Origin of the sequence: Arthrobacter gengyunqii (genome assembly GCF_023022985.1) — a bacterium.
Taxonomy (GTDB): Bacteria; Actinomycetota; Actinomycetes; order Actinomycetales; family Micrococcaceae; genus Arthrobacter_B; species Arthrobacter_B gengyunqii.
The window spans coordinates 642,742-663,351 of the sequence record NZ_CP095461.1 but is presented as its reverse complement, the minus strand read 5'-3'; the positions used below and the strand labels follow the sequence as shown (position 1 = coordinate 663,351).

The 20,610-nt window shown below is 66.4% G+C and carries 18 protein-coding genes and 1 pseudogene; 8 read left to right on the top strand and 11 right to left on the bottom strand.

Going from position 1 to position 20,610, the window contains the following annotated elements; genetic code table 11:
* Entirely contained in the window at window positions 1–966 is a 966-nt protein-coding gene (locus MUG94_RS03130; RefSeq protein ID WP_247098831.1) for an IS481 family transposase, read from the bottom strand.
* A 104-nt stretch (window positions 967–1,070) separates the two neighbouring features.
* Between MUG94_RS03130 and MUG94_RS03125 the strand changes: the two are divergent.
* Window positions 1,071–1,331: pseudogene (locus tag MUG94_RS03125) on the top strand (VOC family protein); the annotation flags it as partial.
* Between the two features lie 27 nt (window positions 1,332–1,358).
* Here MUG94_RS03125 and MUG94_RS03120 read toward each other — a convergent pair.
* The 5 genes from MUG94_RS03120 to MUG94_RS03100 all read right to left on the bottom strand — a co-directional run bounded on the left by MUG94_RS03120 (window position 1,359) and on the right by MUG94_RS03100 (window position 6,579).
* Window positions 1,359–1,775 (bottom strand): VOC family protein, encoded by a 417-nt coding sequence (locus tag MUG94_RS03120; RefSeq protein WP_227891731.1) that lies wholly within the window; start codon window positions 1,773–1,775, stop codon window positions 1,359–1,361.
* Window positions 1,776–1,946: 171 nt separating this feature from the next.
* The gene (gene mmsB, locus MUG94_RS03115; protein WP_423724199.1) at window positions 1,947–3,149 is read right to left on the bottom strand and encodes a multiple monosaccharide ABC transporter permease; all 1,203 of its coding nucleotides are present in this window, start codon (window positions 3,147–3,149) and stop codon (window positions 1,947–1,949) included.
* Window positions 3,146–4,693, bottom strand: coding sequence for a multiple monosaccharide ABC transporter ATP-binding protein (gene mmsA, locus MUG94_RS03110; RefSeq protein WP_227909262.1), 1,548 nt, complete (start codon window positions 4,691–4,693; stop codon window positions 3,146–3,148). The genes mmsB and mmsA overlap by 4 nt, the downstream gene beginning before the upstream one ends.
* An 86-nt stretch (window positions 4,694–4,779) precedes the next feature.
* Complete coding sequence (gene chvE, locus MUG94_RS03105; RefSeq protein ID WP_227909263.1) at window positions 4,780–5,904, bottom strand: multiple monosaccharide ABC transporter substrate-binding protein; 1,125 nt, start codon at window positions 5,902–5,904, stop codon at window positions 4,780–4,782.
* Window positions 5,905–6,183: 279 nt separating this feature from the next.
* A complete protein-coding gene (locus tag MUG94_RS03100; protein ID WP_227909264.1) occupies window positions 6,184–6,579 on the bottom strand; it encodes a hypothetical protein in 396 nt (131 codons plus the stop codon).
* Window positions 6,580–6,893: 314 nt separating this feature from the next.
* Between MUG94_RS03100 and MUG94_RS03095 the strand changes: the two genes are divergently transcribed.
* Window positions 6,894–7,970, top strand: coding sequence for a thermonuclease family protein (locus MUG94_RS03095; protein ID WP_227909265.1), 1,077 nt, complete (start codon window positions 6,894–6,896; stop codon window positions 7,968–7,970).
* Window positions 7,971–8,068: 98 nt separating this feature from the next.
* Here MUG94_RS03095 and MUG94_RS03090 read toward each other — a convergent pair whose 3' ends face one another.
* From MUG94_RS03090 to MUG94_RS03080, 3 genes are all read right to left on the bottom strand, one after another.
* On the bottom strand, window positions 8,069–10,957 hold the full coding sequence (locus MUG94_RS03090; protein ID WP_227909266.1) for a glycoside hydrolase family 3 protein: 2,889 nt from the start codon (window positions 10,955–10,957) through the stop codon (window positions 8,069–8,071).
* Window positions 10,958–11,454: 497 nt separating this feature from the next.
* Complete coding sequence (locus MUG94_RS03085) at window positions 11,455–11,844, bottom strand: VOC family protein (RefSeq protein ID WP_227909267.1); 390 nt, start codon at window positions 11,842–11,844, stop codon at window positions 11,455–11,457.
* 86 nt (window positions 11,845–11,930) lie between these two features.
* Window positions 11,931–12,125, bottom strand: a complete 195-nt coding sequence (locus tag MUG94_RS03080; protein ID WP_227909268.1) for a helix-hairpin-helix domain-containing protein — start codon at window positions 12,123–12,125, stop codon at window positions 11,931–11,933.
* 139 nt (window positions 12,126–12,264) lie between these two features.
* On the opposite strand from MUG94_RS03080, the gene MUG94_RS03075 reads away from it, so the two are divergent.
* A complete protein-coding gene (locus MUG94_RS03075; protein WP_227909269.1) occupies window positions 12,265–12,702 on the top strand; it encodes a nitroreductase family deazaflavin-dependent oxidoreductase in 438 nt (145 codons plus the stop codon).
* 155 nt (window positions 12,703–12,857) lie between these two features.
* Here MUG94_RS03075 and MUG94_RS03070 read toward each other — a convergent pair whose 3' ends face one another.
* The gene (locus MUG94_RS03070; protein WP_227909270.1) at window positions 12,858–13,817 is read right to left on the bottom strand and encodes an NAD(P)-dependent alcohol dehydrogenase; all 960 of its coding nucleotides are present in this window, start codon (window positions 13,815–13,817) and stop codon (window positions 12,858–12,860) included.
* A 220-nt stretch (window positions 13,818–14,037) separates the two neighbouring features.
* On the opposite strand from MUG94_RS03070, the gene MUG94_RS03065 reads away from it, so the two are divergent.
* The 5 genes from MUG94_RS03065 to MUG94_RS03045 all read left to right on the top strand — a co-directional run bounded on the left by MUG94_RS03065 (window position 14,038) and on the right by MUG94_RS03045 (window position 19,733).
* Window positions 14,038–14,724, top strand: coding sequence for a TetR/AcrR family transcriptional regulator C-terminal domain-containing protein (locus tag MUG94_RS03065; RefSeq protein WP_227909271.1), 687 nt, complete (start codon window positions 14,038–14,040; stop codon window positions 14,722–14,724).
* A gap of 62 nt (window positions 14,725–14,786) precedes the next feature.
* Window positions 14,787–15,545: a LamB/YcsF family protein gene (locus MUG94_RS03060; RefSeq protein ID WP_227909272.1), complete on the top strand. Its 759-nt coding sequence runs from the start codon at window positions 14,787–14,789 to the stop codon at window positions 15,543–15,545.
* Window positions 15,542–17,239, top strand: coding sequence for a 5-oxoprolinase subunit B/C family protein (locus MUG94_RS03055; RefSeq protein WP_227909273.1), 1,698 nt, complete (start codon window positions 15,542–15,544; stop codon window positions 17,237–17,239). The genes MUG94_RS03060 and MUG94_RS03055 overlap by 4 nt, the downstream gene beginning before the upstream one ends.
* Window positions 17,236–18,996: an acetyl/propionyl/methylcrotonyl-CoA carboxylase subunit alpha gene (locus tag MUG94_RS03050; RefSeq protein WP_227909274.1), complete on the top strand. Its 1,761-nt coding sequence runs from the start codon at window positions 17,236–17,238 to the stop codon at window positions 18,994–18,996. Before MUG94_RS03055 ends, MUG94_RS03050 begins: the two co-directional genes overlap by 4 nt.
* 71 nt (window positions 18,997–19,067) lie before the next feature.
* Complete coding sequence (locus MUG94_RS03045; protein ID WP_227909275.1) at window positions 19,068–19,733, top strand: GntR family transcriptional regulator; 666 nt, start codon at window positions 19,068–19,070, stop codon at window positions 19,731–19,733.
* Between the two features lie 54 nt (window positions 19,734–19,787).
* Here the strand turns inward: MUG94_RS03045 and MUG94_RS03040 are convergent, their stop codons facing one another.
* Window positions 19,788–20,609: a putative hydro-lyase gene (locus tag MUG94_RS03040; protein WP_227909276.1), complete on the bottom strand. Its 822-nt coding sequence runs from the start codon at window positions 20,607–20,609 to the stop codon at window positions 19,788–19,790.
* Between the last annotated feature and the right edge of the window lies 1 nt (window position 20,610).

The window sequence follows — 20,610 nt, the reverse complement described above, 5'->3', positions numbered from 1 at the left end:
TTAGGTTGGTAGCAGGCGGCTGATGGGTGGTTTGCCTCCGAGTGCGCTGTGGCGTCGTTCATTGTTGTAGTGCTCGAGCCATGGCGCAAGTGCCGCTGCCCGCTCGTCGTTGCTGGTGAAGATCCGTCGGTAGGCCCATTCGGTGGCCAGGGTGCGGTTCAGGCGCTCCACCTTGCCGTTCTGCCAGGGGCAGTGCGGTTTGATGAACTTCTGCGTGATGTCGTAGGCGGCGCAGAGATCACGCAGCGAGTAGCGGTAGGCCCAGGCGTTGTCGGTCATCAAGCGCTCGATCCGTGTGATGCCGTGTGAAGCGAAGTAGGTGATGGCGCGTTCCAGGAATCCCGCGCAGGTCGGTCCCTTCTCGTCGGGCAGGATCTCGCTGTAGGCCAGCCGGGAGTGATCATCGATCACGGAGTGGACGTAGTCGTAGCCGACTTTGATCTGCTTGCGCGCGTTCGTGGAGCCCATTTGCCGCCCGTGGGCCTTCCAGCCGCCGCCGTCGGGGATCTTGCCGAGCTTTTTGACGTCCATGTGCACCAGCTCGCCGGGCGTTTCGCGCTCGTACCGCACGGCAGTGGCCTTCGATGAGCGGATCACCTCTCCGGTGATCGGGTCGCAGTCACGCAGGAAGGCCGTGCCATGGCGGCGAAGGATCCGGGACACCGTTCGCGCCGGGACGCCCAGCATCGGTCCGAGCACGTCGGGCCCGGCGCGATGCTCGGCACGGGCAGCGAGAACCTTCTGCTCAACCTCGGTGCTGGTGCGCGTTGGCATCGTGTGCGGCCGGGAGGATCGTGTGGCCAGCCCTGCTTCGCCTTCAGCGTCGTAGCGGTCGATCCAGGTCTTCACGCACTTGCGTGAGACACCCATAGCGGCCGCGATATGGGCCTGTTTCCAGCCAGACTGGTGGCGATGGACGATCAGCAGCCGGCCATAAACGGTCAAACGGGCACTACTGTGGGACACGAGAACCTCCGGGTTGGAGCGGGCCTTTGACAAGCCACATCCCATCCGGAGGTTCTCCTTCGTTCAACCAGACACGCCGCTACCAACGTCCTGGCCGGGTACAACTAGTTCCGATGCCGGCCGGAGACGAAGACTGTTATTCGATGGGCCTCTACTGCGCCAACGTCGACGAGACAGTGGCCAAGGCGGAAGCAGCCGGGGCAACCATCCGTGAACCGCTGAGCACGTTCGTGTCCGGAGACCGGTTTGCCAGCATCCGCGATCCGTTTGGAGTGCGCTGGTCCGTTATGAGCCGGGTCGAGGACCTCTCCGAGGAGGAAAGTGCCAACCGGCTCGCGGAGTGGGCCGCGGAGCAGTCCGGCTAGGAGCAATCCCGCCAGGAACCGGTCCGGCTAGGAATCGGATCCCTCAATGCTGATCATCCAGCTGGTGCCGAACTTGTCATTCACCATGCCGAACACGTCGCCCCAGGGAGCCCGCTCCAGCGGCAGCGTCATCTGGCCGCCGTCGAGCAGCTTGTCCCAGTAACCGCGCAGCTCCTCGCCGTCGTCGCCGCTCAGTGAGATGGAATAACTGCTGCCCTCGTCCAGATTCATGCTGGCCGGGGTGTCCGAGGCCATGAGCACAAACCCGTTGTCCGTCTTCAGGGACGAGTGCATGATCTTGTTGGCCTCGGCGGGGTCGTCGGCCATGTTCATCTCGCCGAACGTGCTGCTCTCCAGGGTTCCGCCGAACACGCTCTGGTAGAACTCCATCGCTTCCCGGGCGTTGTCCCGGAAGCTGAGATAGGGATTCATGGTGCTGGACATGGCGATCTCCTTCAAAACTCGTTGCGGTCAGATACCCAGCCAGATTAGGCGCGGTACGGTCCTGTCGGAAGGGCTCCCGCAATCCCCAAAACCATTTCGGAAAACCCACCCGCAAAACGGCGGCCGGCTCCTCCCGGAACCGGCCGCCGTCGTCGTTCTGCAAACAGAAACCTAGCGTGCGCTCTTCCGCCGGCTGAACCCGAACGCCACCGCCAGCAGCAGCACCAGGCCCTTGATCACCTGCTGCCACGCTGTGTCCACGGACAGGATGGACAGGCCCTGGTTCAGCACGCCCATGACCAGGCCGCCGATCACGGCACCGATCACCGTGCCCACCCCGCCCTGCACCGACGCGCCGCCAATGAACACGGCGGCAATCGCGTCCAGCTCATAGCCGCCGCCGGCCGAGGCCACCGCTCCCCCGGCGCGCGCCGTGCTGACCACGCCGGCAAGCCCGGCCAGGAAGCCCATGTTCACGAAGATGAAGAAGTTCACCCACTGAGTCTTCACGCCGGACATCATGGCCGCGTTCAGGTTCCCGCCCATGGCGTAGATGTGCCGGCCAAACACGGTGCGGGTCAGCAGGAACGAATACGCCAGCACCAACACCGCCAGGATGATCAGGATGATCGGCGTGCCCCGGTTGTAGGCCAGCAGATAGCACAGGTACATGATGGCCACCACGGCCACGCCAATCTTGAACCAGAAGGACACGGACCCTTCGCGCGGCAGCCCGAGCCGCTGCAGATCCCGGCGGCTCTTGAGCTGCTGCGCGATCACCGCAATGGACGCCACCGCGCCGATGCCCAGCGTGATCAGGTCCGGGGTGCCGGTGGTGGGCAGGGTGCCCGAGCCGATCGCTATATAAGGGCGCGGCAGGCCGCTGACCGTGCCGCCCGAGAGCAGCACCAGGGCCAGGCCGCGGAATATCAGCATCCCGGCGAGCGTCACAATGAACGCCGGTATCCCCACAAATGCCACCCAAAAGCCTTGCCACGCACCGATCAGAGCGCCGACGGCGAGGGCCAGGACAACCGCGCCCCACCATGGCAGGCCCCAGTCGTTCATGGACAGCGCCGCCACGCCGCCGACCACGGCCACCACGGATCCGACGGAAAGATCGATGTGCCCGGCAATGATCACCATGACCATGCCGATGGCCAGGATCAGCACATACGCGTTCTGCTGGATCAGGTTGGACACGTTGCCGGGATAGAGCAGCCGTCCCTCGGTGAGGATCTGGAACAGCACAATGATGACGACGAGCGCGGCAAGGATTCCGTACTGCCGCAGGTCAACCCGCATCCGCCGCCTCGACGGCTTGGGACTGGGCGGGCGCGGCGCCTTCGCCTGCTCTGGAGTGGTGGTGGTCACGAGGCTTGTGCTCCTTGGTTCCGGACGGCGGTCATGTGGCGCATCAGTTCTTCCTGCGTGGCTTCGGCGCGGGGCACCTCGGCCGTGAGCTTGCCTTCAGCGATCGTGTAGATGCGGTCGGCGAGCCCGATCAGTTCCGGCAGCTCGCTGGAAATGACGATGACGGCTTTGCCCTGCGCCGCCATCTCGTTGATGATTCCGTAGATTTCAAACTTGGCGCCGACGTCGATGCCGCGCGTCGGCTCGTCGAGGATCAGCACGTCGGGACCGGAGTAGATCCACTTGCTGAGCACGACTTTCTGCTGGTTGCCGCCGGACAGGTTCCCCACAATCGAGGACACGTTCGGCGTCTTGATGTTCATCCGCTGCCGGTAGTCGTCGGCCACCCCGTATTCGCGGTTGCGGTCGATGATCCCCAGCTTCGCGAGCTTGCGCAGCGCTGCGGCGGACACGTTGACGGTGACGCTGCCGATGAGGTTCAGCCCGTACCGTTTGCGGTCCTCGCTCACGTAGGCCAGACCATGGCGGATGGCCTCCCCCACCGTCCGGGTGGAGATCTCGTTGCCGTCCTTGTACACCCGGCCGGAGATGCGGGAACCGTAGGACCGCCCGAAGATGCTCATGGCGAGTTCGGTGCGGCCGGCGCCCATCAGCCCGGCGAAGCCCACAATCTCTCCGGCGTGGACGTTGAAGGAGGCGGAGTCGACGACGACGCGCTCCGTGTCCACGGGGTGGTGCACCGTCCAGTCCTCGACCCGGAATTTTTCCACGCCGATGTCCGGCTCCCGGTCCGGAAACTGACTGTCCAGCGGCCGGCCCACCATGGCCCGGATGATGCGGGTTTCAATCTCCTCCGTGTCCTCGACCGGGAACGTGTCGATGGTCTGTCCGTCGCGGATCACCGTGACGATGTCCGCGATGGCCCGGATCTCGTTGAGCTTGTGGGAAATGATGATCGAGGTGATGCCCTGCTCGCGGAGCTGGTTGATCAGCCCCAAAAGGTGCGCGGAGTCGCCGTCGTTCAGGGCAGCCGTGGGCTCATCCAGGATGAGGATCTTCACTTCCTTGGACAGGGCCTTGGCGATTTCCACCAGCTGCTGCTTGCCCACGCCGAGTTCGAGGATTTTGGTGGCCGGGCTTTCGTCCAGTCCCACCCGCTCCAGCAGGGCCGCGGCCTGCAGATTGGTCTGGTTCCAATCGATCACGCCGCCGCGGGAGACCTCGTTGCCCAGGAAGATGTTTTCCGCGATGGACAGGAACGGGCTGAGCGCGAGTTCCTGATGGATGATCACGATCCCGTCCCCCTCGCTGTCATTGATCGTTCCGTAGGACACCGCCGCGCCTTCCAGCGTGATGGTGCCGTCGAAGCTGCCGTGCGGATACACGCCGCTGAGCACCTTCATGAGGGTGGACTTGCCGGCGCCGTTTTCGCCGCAGATGGCGTGCACTCCGCCGCGCTCAATGTCCACCGAAACGCCGTCGAGCGCCTTGATGCCGTTGAACTCCTTCACAATGCCGTCCATGGAGAGGATGACGTCATTCATGCCGTTCTCGTTTCGCTGCAGAAGTGAGAACCGGAAGCGGGACACGGACCGGCCGCACCCCGCTTCCGGTTCCTGACCGGGGCCGGTTAGAGCCCGACGTCGTCCGCAGAGACAAAGCCGGAATCCACCAGCGTGCCCTGCACGTCGTCCTTGACCACTACCTGCGGCTCGAGGATGTAGGTGGGAACCACTTTGACCTCGTTGTCGTAGGTCTCGGTGTCATTCACTTCCGGATCTTCCCCGGCCACGATCGAGGCGATCATGGCGTCCACCTGGCTGCCCAGTTCGCGGGTGTCCTTCCAGACGGTCATCGCCTGCTGGTCGGAGAGCAGCGCCTTGATGTTGGCGGCGTCGGCGTCCTGGCCGGTGATCAGAGGCCAGTCTGTGCCGGGTGTGTAGCCGGCTGCCAGGAGCGAGGATTCGATGCCCAGCGCCAGGCTGTCATTGGGCGAGAGCACGACGTCGACCTTGTCACCGCCGGTGTAGAAGGACTGCAGGCGGTTGTCCATTTCGGACTGGGCGTCCGCGGACTTCCAGCCCAGGATGCCGATGGAGGTCCAGCCGGCGTTGTCCGACGGCGACTTGCCCGAGGGCACCACCAGCTGGCCGCTTTCCACGTAGGGCAGCAGCACGTCCCAGGCTCCGGAGAAGAAGAAGGCGGCATTGTTGTCATCCGGGCTGCCGGCGAAGGGCTCCAGGTTGTACGGGCCTTCGCCGTTGGCCAGGCCCAGTTCCTCCTCAATGAACTCGCCCTGCAGCTGGCCCACCTGGTAGTTGTCGAAGGTGGCGTAGTAGTCCACGGCGTCGGTGCCGTTGATCAGGCGGTCATAGGCAATGACGGTGACGTCCTGGTCCTTGGCGCTTTCCAGGGTGGGGCCGAGGGTCTTGCCGTCGATCGCTGCGATCACAAGGATTTTGGCGCCGCCGGCCACCTGGTTCTGGATCTGGCTGATCTGCTGGTCGGTCTTGTCCTCCGCGTACTGCAGGTCAACGGTGCAGTCCTTGGCTTCGAGCTTTTCCTTCAGCCCTTCGCCGTCGTTAATCCAGCGCTCCAGGCTGCGGGTGGGCATGGAGATTCCCACGTTGCATTCGACGCCGCCGTCGCTCGCGTCCTCTGAGGCATTGTTGGAACCGGCCGGGGCGCAGGCAGACATGCCGGCTGCGAGTCCGAGGGCCAGGAAGAGGGTCGAAAGGTGCTTGATTCGAGTCATGGTTGTGCCTTTTGGGAAAGGACCCGAATCCGGCGGCGAGACTCTGGCATGGCGCCCCGGGATACGGCGGAAGCCCCCACACAACTGCCGCAGGACTGGATCGGACGGATACAACGCTGTAACGCCCCGTGACTAAAAGCAACCGTCAGGTATTTGCGGGCGGTGCCAACAATTCCACTCCGGCCGCATCAGGACAAGAGGTATTGGAATGTTTATGCAACCGCAACCTCTGCCCGTTCGGCCCGACCGCCCGTAGTTTCCTGTCCCTGTGTCCTGCCCTTATTTTGGCGTCGGCTGTCCGCGTACCGCGGACCATTCCTCGCCCACGGAGGCGTCTGCCAGCGGTTCCCACCCGTTGTCCTGCAGCAGGGAGGCCACGGTGTCGCGGTTGAGGTCGCGCTCCTCGGCCACCGCTGCCGCCGAGGGGTAGCAGACCCACAGCACGCCGCCTGGTTCCACGGCACCCGCGGCACCGGACAGGTCATGCGCCAGATCGGCTGCGGAGCCCGCAAACAGCACGACGACGTCGGCCGGGATCCGCGAACCGGATTCGGCGAGGTACGCCTGGGCGGGCAGGAACGGGGCGACCTCCGGACGGTCCAGCGCGCCGTAGACCGTGACACGGTCCTCGGTCGAAATCCCGAAGGTGTTGGCGGCAGATGAATCGGATGACATGTGGTGGAGCTCCATTCCAGGGCGTGAGACTGTTTTTGGTACCTGAGGTCCGGCGGGCACGCCTGCCGCCGGGAACTTCCATTCTTTCAGGTCCGCCGCCTCAGCCTGCACATCAGGCACGGAACAGCCGGACCGCATTGTTTCGCCATTGTCACCAGCAACCAGTAGCCTCAGGGAGACAATTCAATAGTTGGGGAAATCTTGCATCACAGCACCAGCGGAGCTCACTCCTCCGCAGTTCCAGGTCCGGATCTTCCGGAAGCCGGAAAACCGTCCGTGTCGGACCGTTTCTCTTCTCTCGATAAGCCGCTTCGATGATCGGGCGCACGAAAGTACTCGCGGCCACCGCCGCCGCTCTGGTTGCCGTAACCACCATCGCCGTCGCGTCCACGGGTAATGACGACGAAGGAACTGTCATTCGGGTTATTGACGGAGACACCCTGCTTGTGGACTTCGACGATCAGGAACTGACCGTCCGCCTGCTGAACGTGGACACCCCCGAAACCAAGGATCCCGACAAACCCGTGGAATGCATGGGCCCCGAGGCGACCGATTTCCTGACCGAGGCTCTGCCGGAAGGAAGCACGGTAACTCTCGCGTTCGACGTCGAGCGCGAGGACCGTTACGGCCGCACCTTGGCGGCCGTGTACGACGACGAGGATCTCCTCATCAACGCCGAGGTTGCCCGCCGGGGGTTGGGTGTGCCCGTGACGTACGAGCCGAACTCCAAGTTCCGCCCGCCGGTGGATGAGGCATATCAGGAAGCGCAGGAGCAGCAGGCCGGGCTCTTTGCCGAGGATATTGAGTGCACCGTTCCTGCGATGGTTGCTGCACTGGAAAACACCGCTGCCCAGGCTGCCGCGCTGCAAGACACGGGGTCAACGGCGGCGACGGCGGCTGCCTCCGCAGCTGCGGTTTTGGTGCTGGCGAAGCTTGTTGACGAGGGGTTCGACGCCTTGGAAGCGGCCACCCGAGAAGGAAGGTCCATCATGTGGGCTGCCCTTTCCGAGTCGGAGAAAGCCGTCTGGAAGGCTCGTGCAGACGAGGCCAAGGACACGGTGCACACACACCACGGTGACCTGGTGGCCCTGCAGGAAGAGCGCCAGAACGCCGAGAACGAAGTGATTCGGAAGGCCGAGGCGAAGGCTGAAGCGGACCGGGTGGCCGCCCAAGCGGAGGCTGAGCGTGTTGCTGCCGCCCAGGCCGAAGCGGATCGGATTGCTGCGGAGGCCGAAGCCAACCGTCGGGCTGCAGCCGTTCCTCCCGCGCCAACCTACAACCCGCCGCCCGAGCAGACTTACAACCCGCCCCCTGCGCAGAACGTTAATCCGCCCGGATACACCGGTCCCCGCTGCTACGCGCCCGGCGGCAAGTCCTGGCGTCCCTGCTAAAGCAGCGACGCGTTAACCAAAAGCACCGCCACGCAGCTGGAGCCCGGGACCTGAGTCCCGGGCTCCAGCTGTCTTTGCGCTAACCTCCGCGGTACGGGCTAACTCCGGCAGTAACCGCCGCCGCCGTGCCCACCGCCGCCGCGTCCGCCACCGCGTCCGCCGCCGCGTCCGTCGTAGCCCGCGCCCACACTGTCGAGCGTGGTGCCGCCGTGGCTCTTCGTCCCGTGGTCGTAGCCGGCACCGTCCCACTCGTTGCCGGCATCCGCGTACCTGTCGTGCCTGTCGTGACCGCGGTCGTGGCATTTGTTGCTGACAGACAGGCTTCCTTCCAGCCGCAGGTCCTCTACGGAGCTGCCGACATAGATGGGGATCTCGCCGGTGGGCGTCACCCAGGTGCCCGTGGCGACATCCCAGTACTGCAGGGACCGCGGGTCCAGCTCAATGTCCACTGTGCCCTTCTCGCCGGGCTCCAGCGTGATGTTGCCGAATCCGGCCAGTGCCAGCTCCGGTGTGGACACATCCGTCGGAAGGCTGCCGACGTAGACCTGCACCGTTTCCTCGCCCGCCACGTCACCGGTGTTCCGCACCCGCACCGAAACGGATGCCTCGGGATTCTTGGCATTCACCTTGCCGCTGACCTTCAGCTTCCGGTAGTCGAACTCGGTGTAGGACAACCCGTGCCCAAACGGGAACAGCGGCGTCAGCCCCTGCTCCAGATACCCGCGGTATCCCACGAAGACACCCTCGGTGTACGGCACCACCGGATCCACCACCTCAACGAGGCTGAACGGATTCGGCGCCGCCACCTGCACGGCCTGCTCATCGCTGGCCGGGAAGGTTACCGGGAGTTTTCCGGACGGATTCACGTCGCCGTACAGCAGCGAGGCCACAGTCGTTCCCTGCGACTGACCCGGGTACCAGACCTCCATCACGGAGGACACGTCGTCGAGCCAGGGCATGGTGACAGGGCCGCTGGTGGCCAGGACAACAATGGTGTTCGGGTTCACCGCGGACACCTCCCGGATCAGGCGGTCCTGGTCCTGCGGCAGCACCAGTGAACCGCGGTCCGCGGCTTCACCGGTGTAGTCACGGGCGACGACGACGGCGACTTCCGCCTCCGCCGCAGCGTCCACCGCTGCCTGCATCTTGGGCGGCAGCACGCCCTCCGGCGGGGTCCAGCCGAAGCGCATCATGGCTCCGGGCTGGTCATTGAGTCCGCCGTTGAACTGGTTGGGAGCGTCGGTGGTGTACTCGATCCGCACGGCGGCATTCTGGCCGGCGGTCAGGTTCACCGTCGCTTCCTGAGTGCCGAACGGTGCGGCCGGACCGGTGATGACTTCCTGGTCGTTGAGGAACAGCCGCGCGGTGCCCAGGTGGGTCAGCGAGAAGGTGTAAGCGCCGGTAACCGGCGGCACCAGGGTTCCGGTCCAGAGCGCACTGATCGGCTGTGAGGCCAGGGCGGCGCCGATGCCCGGAACCTGCGAGGTGTTGATCGTGTCGGCGGAAATGCCGGTTCGGAGGTTGACCTGCAGTTCGGACCGGGCCAGTGCCGGTTCGCCGGCGAAATTGTTGATTCCGAGCCGGTATTCGGCGTTGACTCCGGTGAGAATTCCGGACGGAACCGGCGGCGGCCCGGGCAGGGTATCCGCCAGGCTCACCGGATCGGTACCGGGTGAATACTCGACGGCGGCACCCTCGGCCCGGGCGGTGATCCCGTCCAGAATGGTGGTCAGGCGTGCCGGGTTGGGAATGGCGCCGGATCCGCCGCCGTCGATGTACCAGTCGGCGTCGGAACCGATCACTGCCAGCGAGCCGGTGTCCGCCGCCAGCGGCAGCGCGGAGTCCTCATTCCGAAGCAGCACGGCTGACTTGCCGGCCACTTCGGCGGCCACCGCCGCGTGCTCATCGAGCATGGCGGCGGGAATTGCCGGTTCCACCGGTTGGGGATTCACGAAGGATCCCACCGGCGGGTTGTCCACAATTCCGTACTTGAACATGGTCAGCGCCACGCGGCGTGCGGCATCGGTAACCCGGGCCTCGGGCACGGTGCCGTTCTGGACTGCCGCGAGCAGCGCCGGCCCGGCAAATTCGAGTCCCGGCCCGGCGACGTCGAGCCCTGCTTCATAGTCGGCGAAACTCTTGGCGGCGTTGAAGTCCGAGGACACGAAGCCCTCGAAGCCCAGCTGGCCCTTGAGGATCTGGTTCAGCAGCACATCATTGCCGCAGGCAAACTCGCCGTTCACCTTGTTGAAGGAACACATCACGGCGCCGGGGTCGGCCTGGCTGACCAGCCGTTCCCAAGGGCGGGTGTACGTTTCCTGCAGCGTCCGCTCATCAACTTCAATGTCGACGTGGCCGCGCCGGGTCTCAAAGTTGTTCAGGTTGTAGTGCTTGACCAGCGCGGACACCTCGGCGCTCTGCTCGCCGTCGGTCTGCGCGGCGGCAGTGAATCCGCTCAGGACTGGATCCTCCCCCAGGTCCTCCCACATGCGGCCGTTGAAGGGCGTACGGACCAAATCCATGGTCGGTCCGGCAATGGCGTTGTAGCCGGTGGCGCGGGCTTCCTCGCCGGACACTGCGCCGTAGGCCTGTGCGAGGTCGGTGTCGAAGGTGGAGGCCAGGGCCACGCCCACCGGCAGCGCCGTCGTCGGCGTGCTTTCCAGGGCCAGCCCGCAGCAGCCGTCCTTGCTGCGGATCGGAGGAAGGCCCAGTTCAGGGACACCGGGGCCGCCGCTCTGCACCAGATAGTCCACCTTTTGCTCCAGTGTCATGGCCGCGACCACCAGGTCCGCCCTTTCTTCGGGCGGAAGTTCGGGGTCCATCCAGGGCATGCCCGGCGGAGCCGCCTGCGGCGCAAAATCCGCGTGCGCCGTCGGAGTCAGGGGTGCAGCTGCGGCGCCGGCCGGAAACAGTCCAATGGCGACGAGCAGTGCGGTGAGCGCGGCGAACCCGGTTCTCCGGGCTCTGCGGTGTTGTGGTTTGGGCATGAAAACTCCTCATACGGTCATGACGGCGCACGCCAAGGACGTGAGCGGGGGTACCAGATGGTGCGGCTGATGCAAATGTCAGCGGCTGTCCCTGCGGGCGGGCGTCGTCGGCCTGCCGGGGAGGGGAAATGCTGCCCGTGAAACGGGATCAGCGGTGTTGGTGCGGCTGCGTGCCGGTGCGTTTCTTGCGCACTAGTGTCTTCGTTCCATGAAGCGTTCCCTCATACGGGCCGCGATCACCCCCTGGGCGCGGCGGCTACCGCTGGATTCGCATGCCGGTGCATGCGGTGTAACGGAGCGGTGGTCCGGTGTGAACGGGCGCACCCGCTCCGTCTGTGCCGCCGCGGAATCACGGTGGCGGGCGCGAATGTACGAGGCACGGTATGGGTGCAGTGCTGAGGCGTCAACCGAGACAGGCCAAAGTTTCCGACCGGGTCCCAACTTGCCTTCTGGTCGCAGTTCCACCGCCGGCTCAGCTCGGCCCGGCTCAGCTCAGTTCAGCTCGTGAGGGGCGAGAGTACTTCCACCCGGTTGTTGAAGGGGTCCCGGCAGTGGAACCGCTCGTAGCCTTCGAAGGTGTGCCGTTCCTCCCAAGACACGTCAAAACCGGCCGATTCGATGCGGGCGCCGAGGGCTTCGAGTTCTTCGGCGGAGCCCGTGACGAGCGCGGGGTGCGCCTTCTTGGCGGGAACAAAGGGCGAATCAACGCCAAGGTGTATTTCTGCCACCACGGTTTCACCGTCGAAGGCACGGAACCAGCAACCGCCGCGTCCGGCGAGGGACGGAGGCTTGGGCACCTCGGTCAAGCCCAGGGCGTCGCCGTAAAAGCTGCGGGCCTGGTCTTCGCCGCCTTTGGGTATCGAGACCTGCACGTGGTGTAGCCGCATTGTTCCCCCCGGATTCCTGCACGGCGAAGCCGGCCGCGCAGGATCATCATGGCATACCGGCGCCGCGGGCGTGCGCAGCACCGTGCTCAGCCGAGTCCCAGTCCGTGCTCGGCGAGCGCACGCTCAATAATGTCCAGTGCCTTTGGCCCCAAGCCATGCAGCGCTGACAGATCCGCCCGCGGAATCCCCGCAAGTCCCTGCAGCGTTGAATAACCTGCGGCCTCAAGGGCGCGGGTCGCCGGCGCTCCGACCTTGGGAAGGGCGTCCAGGGGTGTTGTCATCGGCGGTCCACGCCTCCCGAATGTTGCTGGCGGTGTCCTTCCACAGTCTGGGTTGGCGCACCGGAGCCGTCAACCGGGTGCTTCACCCCCGCTCCGGAGGAACTGGACCTTCGCTCGGCAAAGGGGTTGACTGGTGGCCATGCCTCTTACCGGTGAATATGCCCCCAGTGCCAGCAAACGTGCCCGCGACCAGGCGGAGCTGATCGAAAGTTCCGGCGGCACCGAGGGCACCACCCTCAACGGACGTCCGGTGGTCCTGCTGACCACCGTCGGCGCCAAGTCCGGAAAGCTGCGCAAGACGCCGCTGATGCGGGTGGAGCACGACGGCGAGTACGCCGTCGTCGCCTCCCTGGGCGGCGCGCCCAAGCATCCCGTCTGGTACTTCAACATCTTGGCCAACCCGCATGTGGAACTTCAGGACGGCCCGCAGAAGTGGGACATGCGGGCCCGCGAAATTACCGGCGAGGAAAAGGCGCTCTGGTGGGAGCGGGCCGTGGCCGCGTATCCCCCGTATGCGGACTACCAGGCGAAAACGGACCGGGAGATCCCGGTGTTCGTCCTGAAGCGGATGGACTAACTCCTAAACAAATTGAAACGACGACGGCGGAACCGCTTGGGCTCCGCCGTCCTCGGTATTCTGCTGCCGATTTGGGATTTCCCTGCCGTTCCGCAGTGGCAGGGAAATCCCACAACGGTCGACTTGCCTAAAGGGGAGGGAAAACAACCGGAAGCTCACGGGATCAGGACGACGCTGCCGCACACCTGGCCGGATTCCAGCCGCCGCATCGCTTCGGCAACGTCGGCCAGCGGGTACCGGCTGTCAATCCGGGGTGTCACCTCTCCTGCCTCGATCAGGGCGGAGAGCCGCTCAAGGTCTTTCCCATTCTCCCTGCACATCAGCCCCTTCAATCGTCGGTTGCCGAAAAGCGACAGGACCGCACCGCCGGCCTGCCGTTCGAAGATGGCCCCGGTCAGCCGGTTGCCTCCCTCCCCGCCGGCAAGCACGGCCGTGCCGCCGGGCACCAGTGCGCGGCGCAGGCGGGCCGGGGACGGGTTGCCGGCGACGTCGATAATCGCGTCGAACCGGGTCCCGGCGGCAGCGAAATCCTCCCGCGCATAGTCGATAATCCCGGCGACCCCAAGCGACCGGACAAACTCCGCCTTGCCCGCACTGCACGCTCCAGTGACCTTGGCCCCGGCCGCCCGGGCCATCTGCACTGCGAAACTGCCGACGCCGCCGGCCGCTCCCAGCACCAGGACCTTCATCCCCGCGGCCACCCGGGCGGCATCCAGGGCCTGCAGCGCAGTCAGCCCTGACACGGGAACCACTGCCGCCTGCTGGAAGTCCAGTCCGGCGGGCTTCAGCGCCAGCTTCTCCTCGGCTGCAGCGGAGAAGCCGGCAAAGGTGCCCCGGCCGATTCCAAACACCTCATCCCCGATCCGGAAACGAGTGACGGCGGCGCCGACGGCGGCCACGGTGCCGGCGAGGTTGTGACCCAACACGGGCTGCCGGGGCCGGCGCAACCCGAAGGCCGCGCGGAGCAGATACGGTTCACCCGTCATCATGTGCCAGGCTCCGCGGGCCAGCCCGGCGGCGCGTACCTGCACCAGCACATCTGCGTCCTCCAGCTGAGGAAGCGGATGCTCAGCCAGGCGCAGGACCTCCGGGCCACCGTAAGCGATTTGCAGCACGGCGGGGGCTGTAGCCGGCAAGCTGGCCGGCGACGAAGCGGCAGGGACGGCGGACGGAGTGGACGGACGGGACGGGTCACAAGATGCGGCGTTATTGGAAGTGCGTGACGTGCGGGACATGGCGGGTCCTTTCGCGGAAGTTCGTTCTTAAAACACATCAGCCTTACTTTGTAAGTGGGACGGTACCTTACTAAGTAAGCTCGCGGTAGACTTGCCGGCAATGACTTCAAAACCGGCCCCGGACCAGCCCCGCTCCCCTTTGACGCGCGAGCGGGTGCTGCAGCAGGCTGCCCGCATTGCGGACACCGGCGGGCTGGCGGCGCTGACCATGCGCGCCCTGGCCCAGGCCATGTCAGTGCAGCCCATGTCCCTCTACCACCACGTCAGCAACAAGGACGACATCCTGGACGGCCTGATCGACCTCGTCTTCTCCGAGGTGGACGTGCCGGACGGCGCACCCGGAGACTGGCGCGCCGCCATGGAGCGGCGCGCCCATGACATGCGGGCCGCACTGACCCGCCACCCCTGGGCCGTCGGCCTGATGGAGACCCGCACATCACCGGGCACGGCCAACCTGCGCCACCACAACGCCACCCTCGGTGTGCTGCGGCGCGCCGGATTCTCCCTGGCGGCAGCCGGGCATGCCTACGCCCTGCTGGACAGCTATGTCTATGGGTTCGCGCTGCAGGAGGCCGGACTGCCAGTGGGGAGACCCGACTCGGATCCGGAAGTGGTGGAAGCCATGGCCAGATCCTTTTCCCCGGACGACCTGCCGTATCTGGCGGAAATGGCCATGGACCGCGCCATGCAGCCCGGCTACAGTTTCGGCGCAGAATTCGACGTCGGACTGGATATCATCCTCGATGGTCTGGCGCGTCTTTTGAAGCAATCAGCGTCAGATTGTTGAACAATCGGACGTGATCGCGCACACTATAGGAACACCTTTACCGAGCGAGCGCGGAGGCCACCATGCCGGTCATTGATCTGAACAGCGACGTTGGAGAGTCCTTCGGCAACTGGAAGATGGGCGATGACGCCGCCATCTTCGAATCCGTCTCCAGCGCGAATGTGGCCTGCGGCTTCCACGCCGGAGACCCCTCCACCATCGCGCAGACCTGCCGTGACGCCGTGGCCGCCGGCGTCACCATCGGCGCGCACGTGGGCTACCGGGACCTGGCCGGCTTCGGCCGCCGCTTCCTGGACTGCTCCTATACCGAACTCTTCGACGACGTCCTTTACCAGCTCGGCGCCCTGCAGGCCCTGGCCCGGGCCGCGGGCTCCGAAATCAAGTACGTGAAGCCGCACGGCGCCCTCTACAACACGATCGTGACCCACGAGGTCCATGCCCAGTCCGTGGTCGACGCCGTCCGCACCTTCGACAAGACCCTTCCTCTCCTGCTGCTGCCCGGCGCCGTCGCCCTGGACAAGGCTGCCGACGCCGGACTGCGCGGAGTCGCCGAAGCGTTCGCGGACCGCAACTACAACCCCGACGGCACCTTGGTTTCCCGCCGCGAGCCCGACGCCGTCATCCACGACACGGACCGGGTCACCGCCAACATGGTTCGACTCGCCACCGAAGGCATCATCACCGCCGTCGACGGCACCGACATCCCCATGGACGCCGCGTCCATCTGCGTGCACGGTGACACTCCGGGTGCCGTGGCCATGGCGAAGGCGGTCCGCGCCGGACTGGAACACGCGGGCGTTTCCATCCAGAGCTTCGTATGACGCCGCCCGTCACCGGCATCCGCCCCGCCGGTACCCGCGCACTGCTGGTCGAACTCGGCTCGCTCGCGGAGGTCACCGCCCTCCATGCACAGCTCAAGGCGCATCCGCTGCCCGGCCAGGTCGACGTGCTCGCGGCTGCCGCCACGGTGCTGGTCCGGTTCGCGGGCCGGCGCGAGACCGTAACCGCCGCCGGACTCATCGAGGCCCTTGACCTAAGGCACGCTGATGCCCCGGACACCCGAACGGTCACCATCGAGACGGTGTACGACGGCGGTGACCTCGCCGAGGTTGCCCGCCTCACCGGCCTCTCCGAGGAAGCCGTGGTCAACGCACACATCGGCACGCCCTGGCTCGGCGCCTTCGGCGGTTTCGCCCCGGGCTTTACCTATCTCACCGGCGGCAACCCTGCCCTGAACGTCCCCCGCCGCAACAGCCCGCGCACCGCGGTGCCCGCCGGTTCCGTGGCCCTGGCCGGCGAATACTCCGCAATTTATCCCCGCGAATCCCCCGGCGGCTGGCAGCTGATCGGCCGCACCAACGCTCCCCTGTGGGACCTCGCGCGGGAAGACCCAGCCCTCATCCGCCCCGGCGATCAGGTTCTCTTCCGGCCCGTCCGCGAACTGGTCACCACGACGACGGCGCCCGCCGCCCGGGCAGAAATCCGCCCCGAAGCGGCCGTCCCGGAGAACGCCTCCGGGTTTCTTGAGATCCGCTCCGCCGGCCTCCAATCGCTTATCCAGGACCTCGGCCGCCCCGGCTACGCCGATCTGGGCGTCTCCGCCGCCGGTGCCGCCGATCCCCGATCAGCCCGGCAGGCCAACCGGCTTGTCGGCAATCCCGCCGGTGCCGCAGTGATCGAGAACCTCTTCGGCGGCCTGGAACTGACTCTGCGCGGCGGCGACACCGTGCTGGCCCTGTCCGGGGCGGAACTGCCCGCAGCTGTTGTCTCCCCGAACGGAGACCGGGACCGCCCGGCACCGCTGAACGCCCCGTTCCCCCTGCTCGAAGGGGAAACCCTGACCCTCGGCACTCCCTACCGCGGCGTGCGTTCCTACCTGGGGGTCCGCGGCGGCATCAGTGTTGAACCCGTCCTGGGCAGCCGCAGCAGCGACTCGATGAGCGGCATCGGGCCGGCACCGCTGAAATCCGGAGTCCGGCTGCCGCTGGGAACCGTACCCGCATCCGGTGCCTTCCCCGTGGGCGCGCCGGAACCGACTTCCCTGCCGGAGGGCACCGGGCCAGGCCTGCTCGGCAGCGGCAACGCTCCGGCTGAGCTGCGCATCACCGCCGGGCCGCGACAGGACTGGTTCGGTCCCGATGCCGCCGCCGCGCTCACCGCCCATACCTGGCACACCACCAACGAATCCAACCGGATTGGCGTCCGTCTGGAAACCGACCCGGAGGACCCCGAAGCGCATCCGCTGGAACGGATCCGGGACGGCGAGCTGCCCAGCGAAGGCGTGGTGGCCGGCTCACTGCAGGTCCCGCCGTCGGGCCTTCCCGTGTTGTTCCTCGCCGACCATCCGGTGACCGGCGGCTATCCGGTGATTGCCGCCGTCGTGCCCCAGGACGTCCCCGTTGCCGCGCAGCTGCCGCCGGGGCACCCCGTCCGCTTTGTTTTTGTGAACGCCGACACCCTGGCGCCGCTCTCCCCCAGCGCGGTTTCCGGGCTGTTTACGGAAGGAACCCCATGAAGAAGGTCCTGATCGCCAACCGCGGTGAAATTGCCGTGCGCGTGGCCCGCGCCTGCGCCGACGCCGGCATCGCCTCCGCCGCCGTGTACTCGGATCCCGACGCCGATGCCCTCCACGTGCGCTTGGCCGACGAAGCCTTTCCGCTGCACGGCGCCGCCGGTGCGGACACCTACCTGAACATCCCGAAGCTGATCGACGCCGCGCGGCGGGCCGGTGCCGACGCGGTGCACCCCGGTTACGGTTTCCTGTCCGAGAACGCGGACTTTGCGCAGGCGGTGCTCGACGCCGGACTCACCTGGATCGGCCCGTCTCCGCAGGCCATCCGCGATCTGGGCAACAAGGTCACCGCCCGCGCCATCGCCGTCCGCGCCGGAGCGCCGCTGGTGCCGGGCACCGAGGGACCTGCCGAAAGCTCCGAGCAGGTCCGCGCGTTCGCTGAGGAACACGGCCTGCCCGTCGCCATCAAGGCTGCCTTCGGCGGCGGCGGACGCGGCATGAAGATTGCCCGCCGGATGGAGGATGTAGAGGACGCCTTCGAATCAGCTGTCCGGGAAGCCATCTCGGCGTTTGGCCGGGGCGAATGCTTCGCTGAACGCTTCCTCGACAAGCCGCGGCATGTGGAGGCCCAGGTGCTGGCCGATACGCACGGGAACGTCGTCGTTGTGGGCACCCGTGACTGCTCGCTGCAGCGCCGCAACCAGAAACTCGTGGAGGAGGCCCCCGCACCGTTCCTGACCGATGAGCAGCGCGCCACCATCCATGCCTCGGCCAAGGCCATCTGCCGCGAGGCCGGCTACACCGGCGCCGGAACGGTGGAATACCTGGTCTCCCCGGACGGGCTGATCAGCTTCCTCGAGGTCAACACCCGGCTGCAGGTGGAGCATCCGGTCACCGAGGAAACCACCGGCGTGGACCTTGTCCGGGAGCAGTTCCGCATTGCCGACGGCCTGCCGCTGTCCACCACCGAGGATCCGGTGCCGCACGGGCACGCCTTCGAGTTCCGGCTCAATGCCGAGGATCCGGCGCGCGGATTCCTGCCCGGCCCGGGCCCGGTGGAAGCCTTTGAGCCGCCCACCGGCCCCGGCATCCGGATGGATTCGGGCGTGCGCTCCGGTTCGGTGGTGCCCGCCGAGTATGACTCGTTGATGGCCAAGCTGATTGTCTGGGGCGAGGACCGGCCGCAGGCGCTGCGCCGGTCCCGGGCGGCCCTCGACGAGCTGGTGATCCGCGGGCTGCCCACGGTGATTCCGTTCCACCGGGCCGTGGTCCGTTCCGAGGCGTTCACCCGCGACGACCGGCTGGGCGTTTACACCACGTGGATCGAGTCCGAGTTCGCCGAACCGCTGGCGGCGTCCCCCGAAATAGCCGCATCGCTGCCGGGGACCGAGCGAGAGACCATCACCATCGACGTCGACGGCCGAGCCGTGGCTGTCGGAGTGCCGGCGGCGCTGCTGAACGCGCTGCGTGCCGGCGGCGGTGCGGGTGCCGTTGCAGGTGCGGTGGCCGGATCTGCCGGGGACGGAGCCGACGGCGGCGCCTCCGCTGCCGCACTGTCCTCCCCGATGGCCGGAAACCTGGTGAAGTGGCTCGCCGACGACGGCGCACAGCTGGCCGAGGGTGATCCGGTGGCCGTGCTGGAGGCGATGAAAATGGAAACCACCGTCCGCGCCCACCGGGGCGGAGCGTTGCACCGTGCCGCGATCGAGCCGGGTGCCGCCGTCGGGCGCGGGGATTCCCTGGGCCGGATCGGCTCCTAAATTGTCCGGAGTGCCGGCCGTCCCCCAGCGGCCGGCACTCCGGGTCCTTCTTTGCCCGCTAGATTAGGGGGATGCTCGTGAACCAGGAGGACATCATCGCCGACCGTGCCGATCATGCAAACACCACCGCATGGGTCGCCGATGTGCTGCGCAGCCGGATCGCTTCCGGGGATCTGCTGCCCGGTACGAAGCTGTCGGAGCAGCAGCTCGCCGCATCACTGCAGGTCTCCCGCAACACGCTGCGCGAGGCGTTCACCATGCTCAGCATCGAATCCGTGGTGACGCGCTATCCCAACCGCGGGGTTTTCGTTGCCTCCCCTGACGCCGATGCGGTGCGTGAAATCTACCGGGTGCGGCGGATGCTGGAACCGGCAGCGGTCCAATGGGGGCCGAACCTGGATCTGCCCCGGTTGGATGCGGTCATTGCCAAAGCCCGGGCCGCCAAGTCCCGGGGACTCGTCGCCGAAATGGCTGCGGCCAACCAGGACTTCCATCAGGCCCTGGTATCCATGTCCGGCAGTGTGCAGCTGCAGCAGATGATGGCGCGTGTGCTCGCCGAGATGCGCCTGGTGTTCCATGCCATGAGCAGTGAACCCGACTTTCACACCCGCTACGTCGAGGAGAACGCCTCGTTGGTTGAACTGCTCCGGGCGGGGCGCCGGGCCGAGGCCGCCGAGGTGCTGCGTGGCTACCTCGACGCCGCCGAGGCTGAACTGCTGGGACATTTGGTCCCCTAGCTACATTCTTCGTGTCTGTTATTTACGCTGAACTCGTTGGTTCCCTGACGTCGCTCAAACAAGGTACGAGCTGTCCCGCGCGTCCGTGATCAGCATGTGCCCGGGAGCATGGCCAATCGCCAGAGCTGGCCTTGACTCCATCACCGCGGCCTGCGGCGTTACGCCGCAGGCCCAGAACACGGGCACGTACCCTTCCTGAATCTGCACCGGATCGCCGAAGTCCGGCCGGCTCAGGTCGGTAATACCAAGCTCCTCAGGGTTTCCCACATGCACCGGAGCCCCGTGAACCGCAGGATAGCGCGAGGTGATCCGGACGGCGTCGGGCACCTGGGAGGCCGGGATGGGACGCATCGACACCACCAGCGGACCACTGATGCTGCCCGCCGGCTGGCACCAGATCGAGGTGCGGTACATGGGCACGTTGGTGCCCTGGTCGATGTGTGCAATGGGAATGCCGCCCTCCTGCAGCGCCGCTTCAAAGGTGAAGCTGCACCCTACGATGAAGGTCACCAGGTCCTGGCGCCAGTAGCCGGAGATGTCCGTCGGCTCTGCAACTTTTTCGCCGTCCACGTACACCGTGTACTGCGGCAGGTCCGTCCGGATATCGCCGTCGGCCAGCAGCGGTCCGGAGGTCTCACCGGCGTCGAGCACTCCGAGGATGGGACAGGACTTGGGATTCCGCTGGGCAAAAAGCAGGAAGTCGAAGGCTTGGGCTTTGGGCACGATGATCAGGTTCGCCTGCGCATAGCCGGCGCACCAGCCCGCCGTGGGTGTGACCACGCCGCCGCGAAAGAGCAGGCGCGCTTCAGCCGGCGACAGCGCGGCCGTGGACACCTCGTCAGCGAGCATGCGCCGGGAACCGGTTCCGTCCTTCATG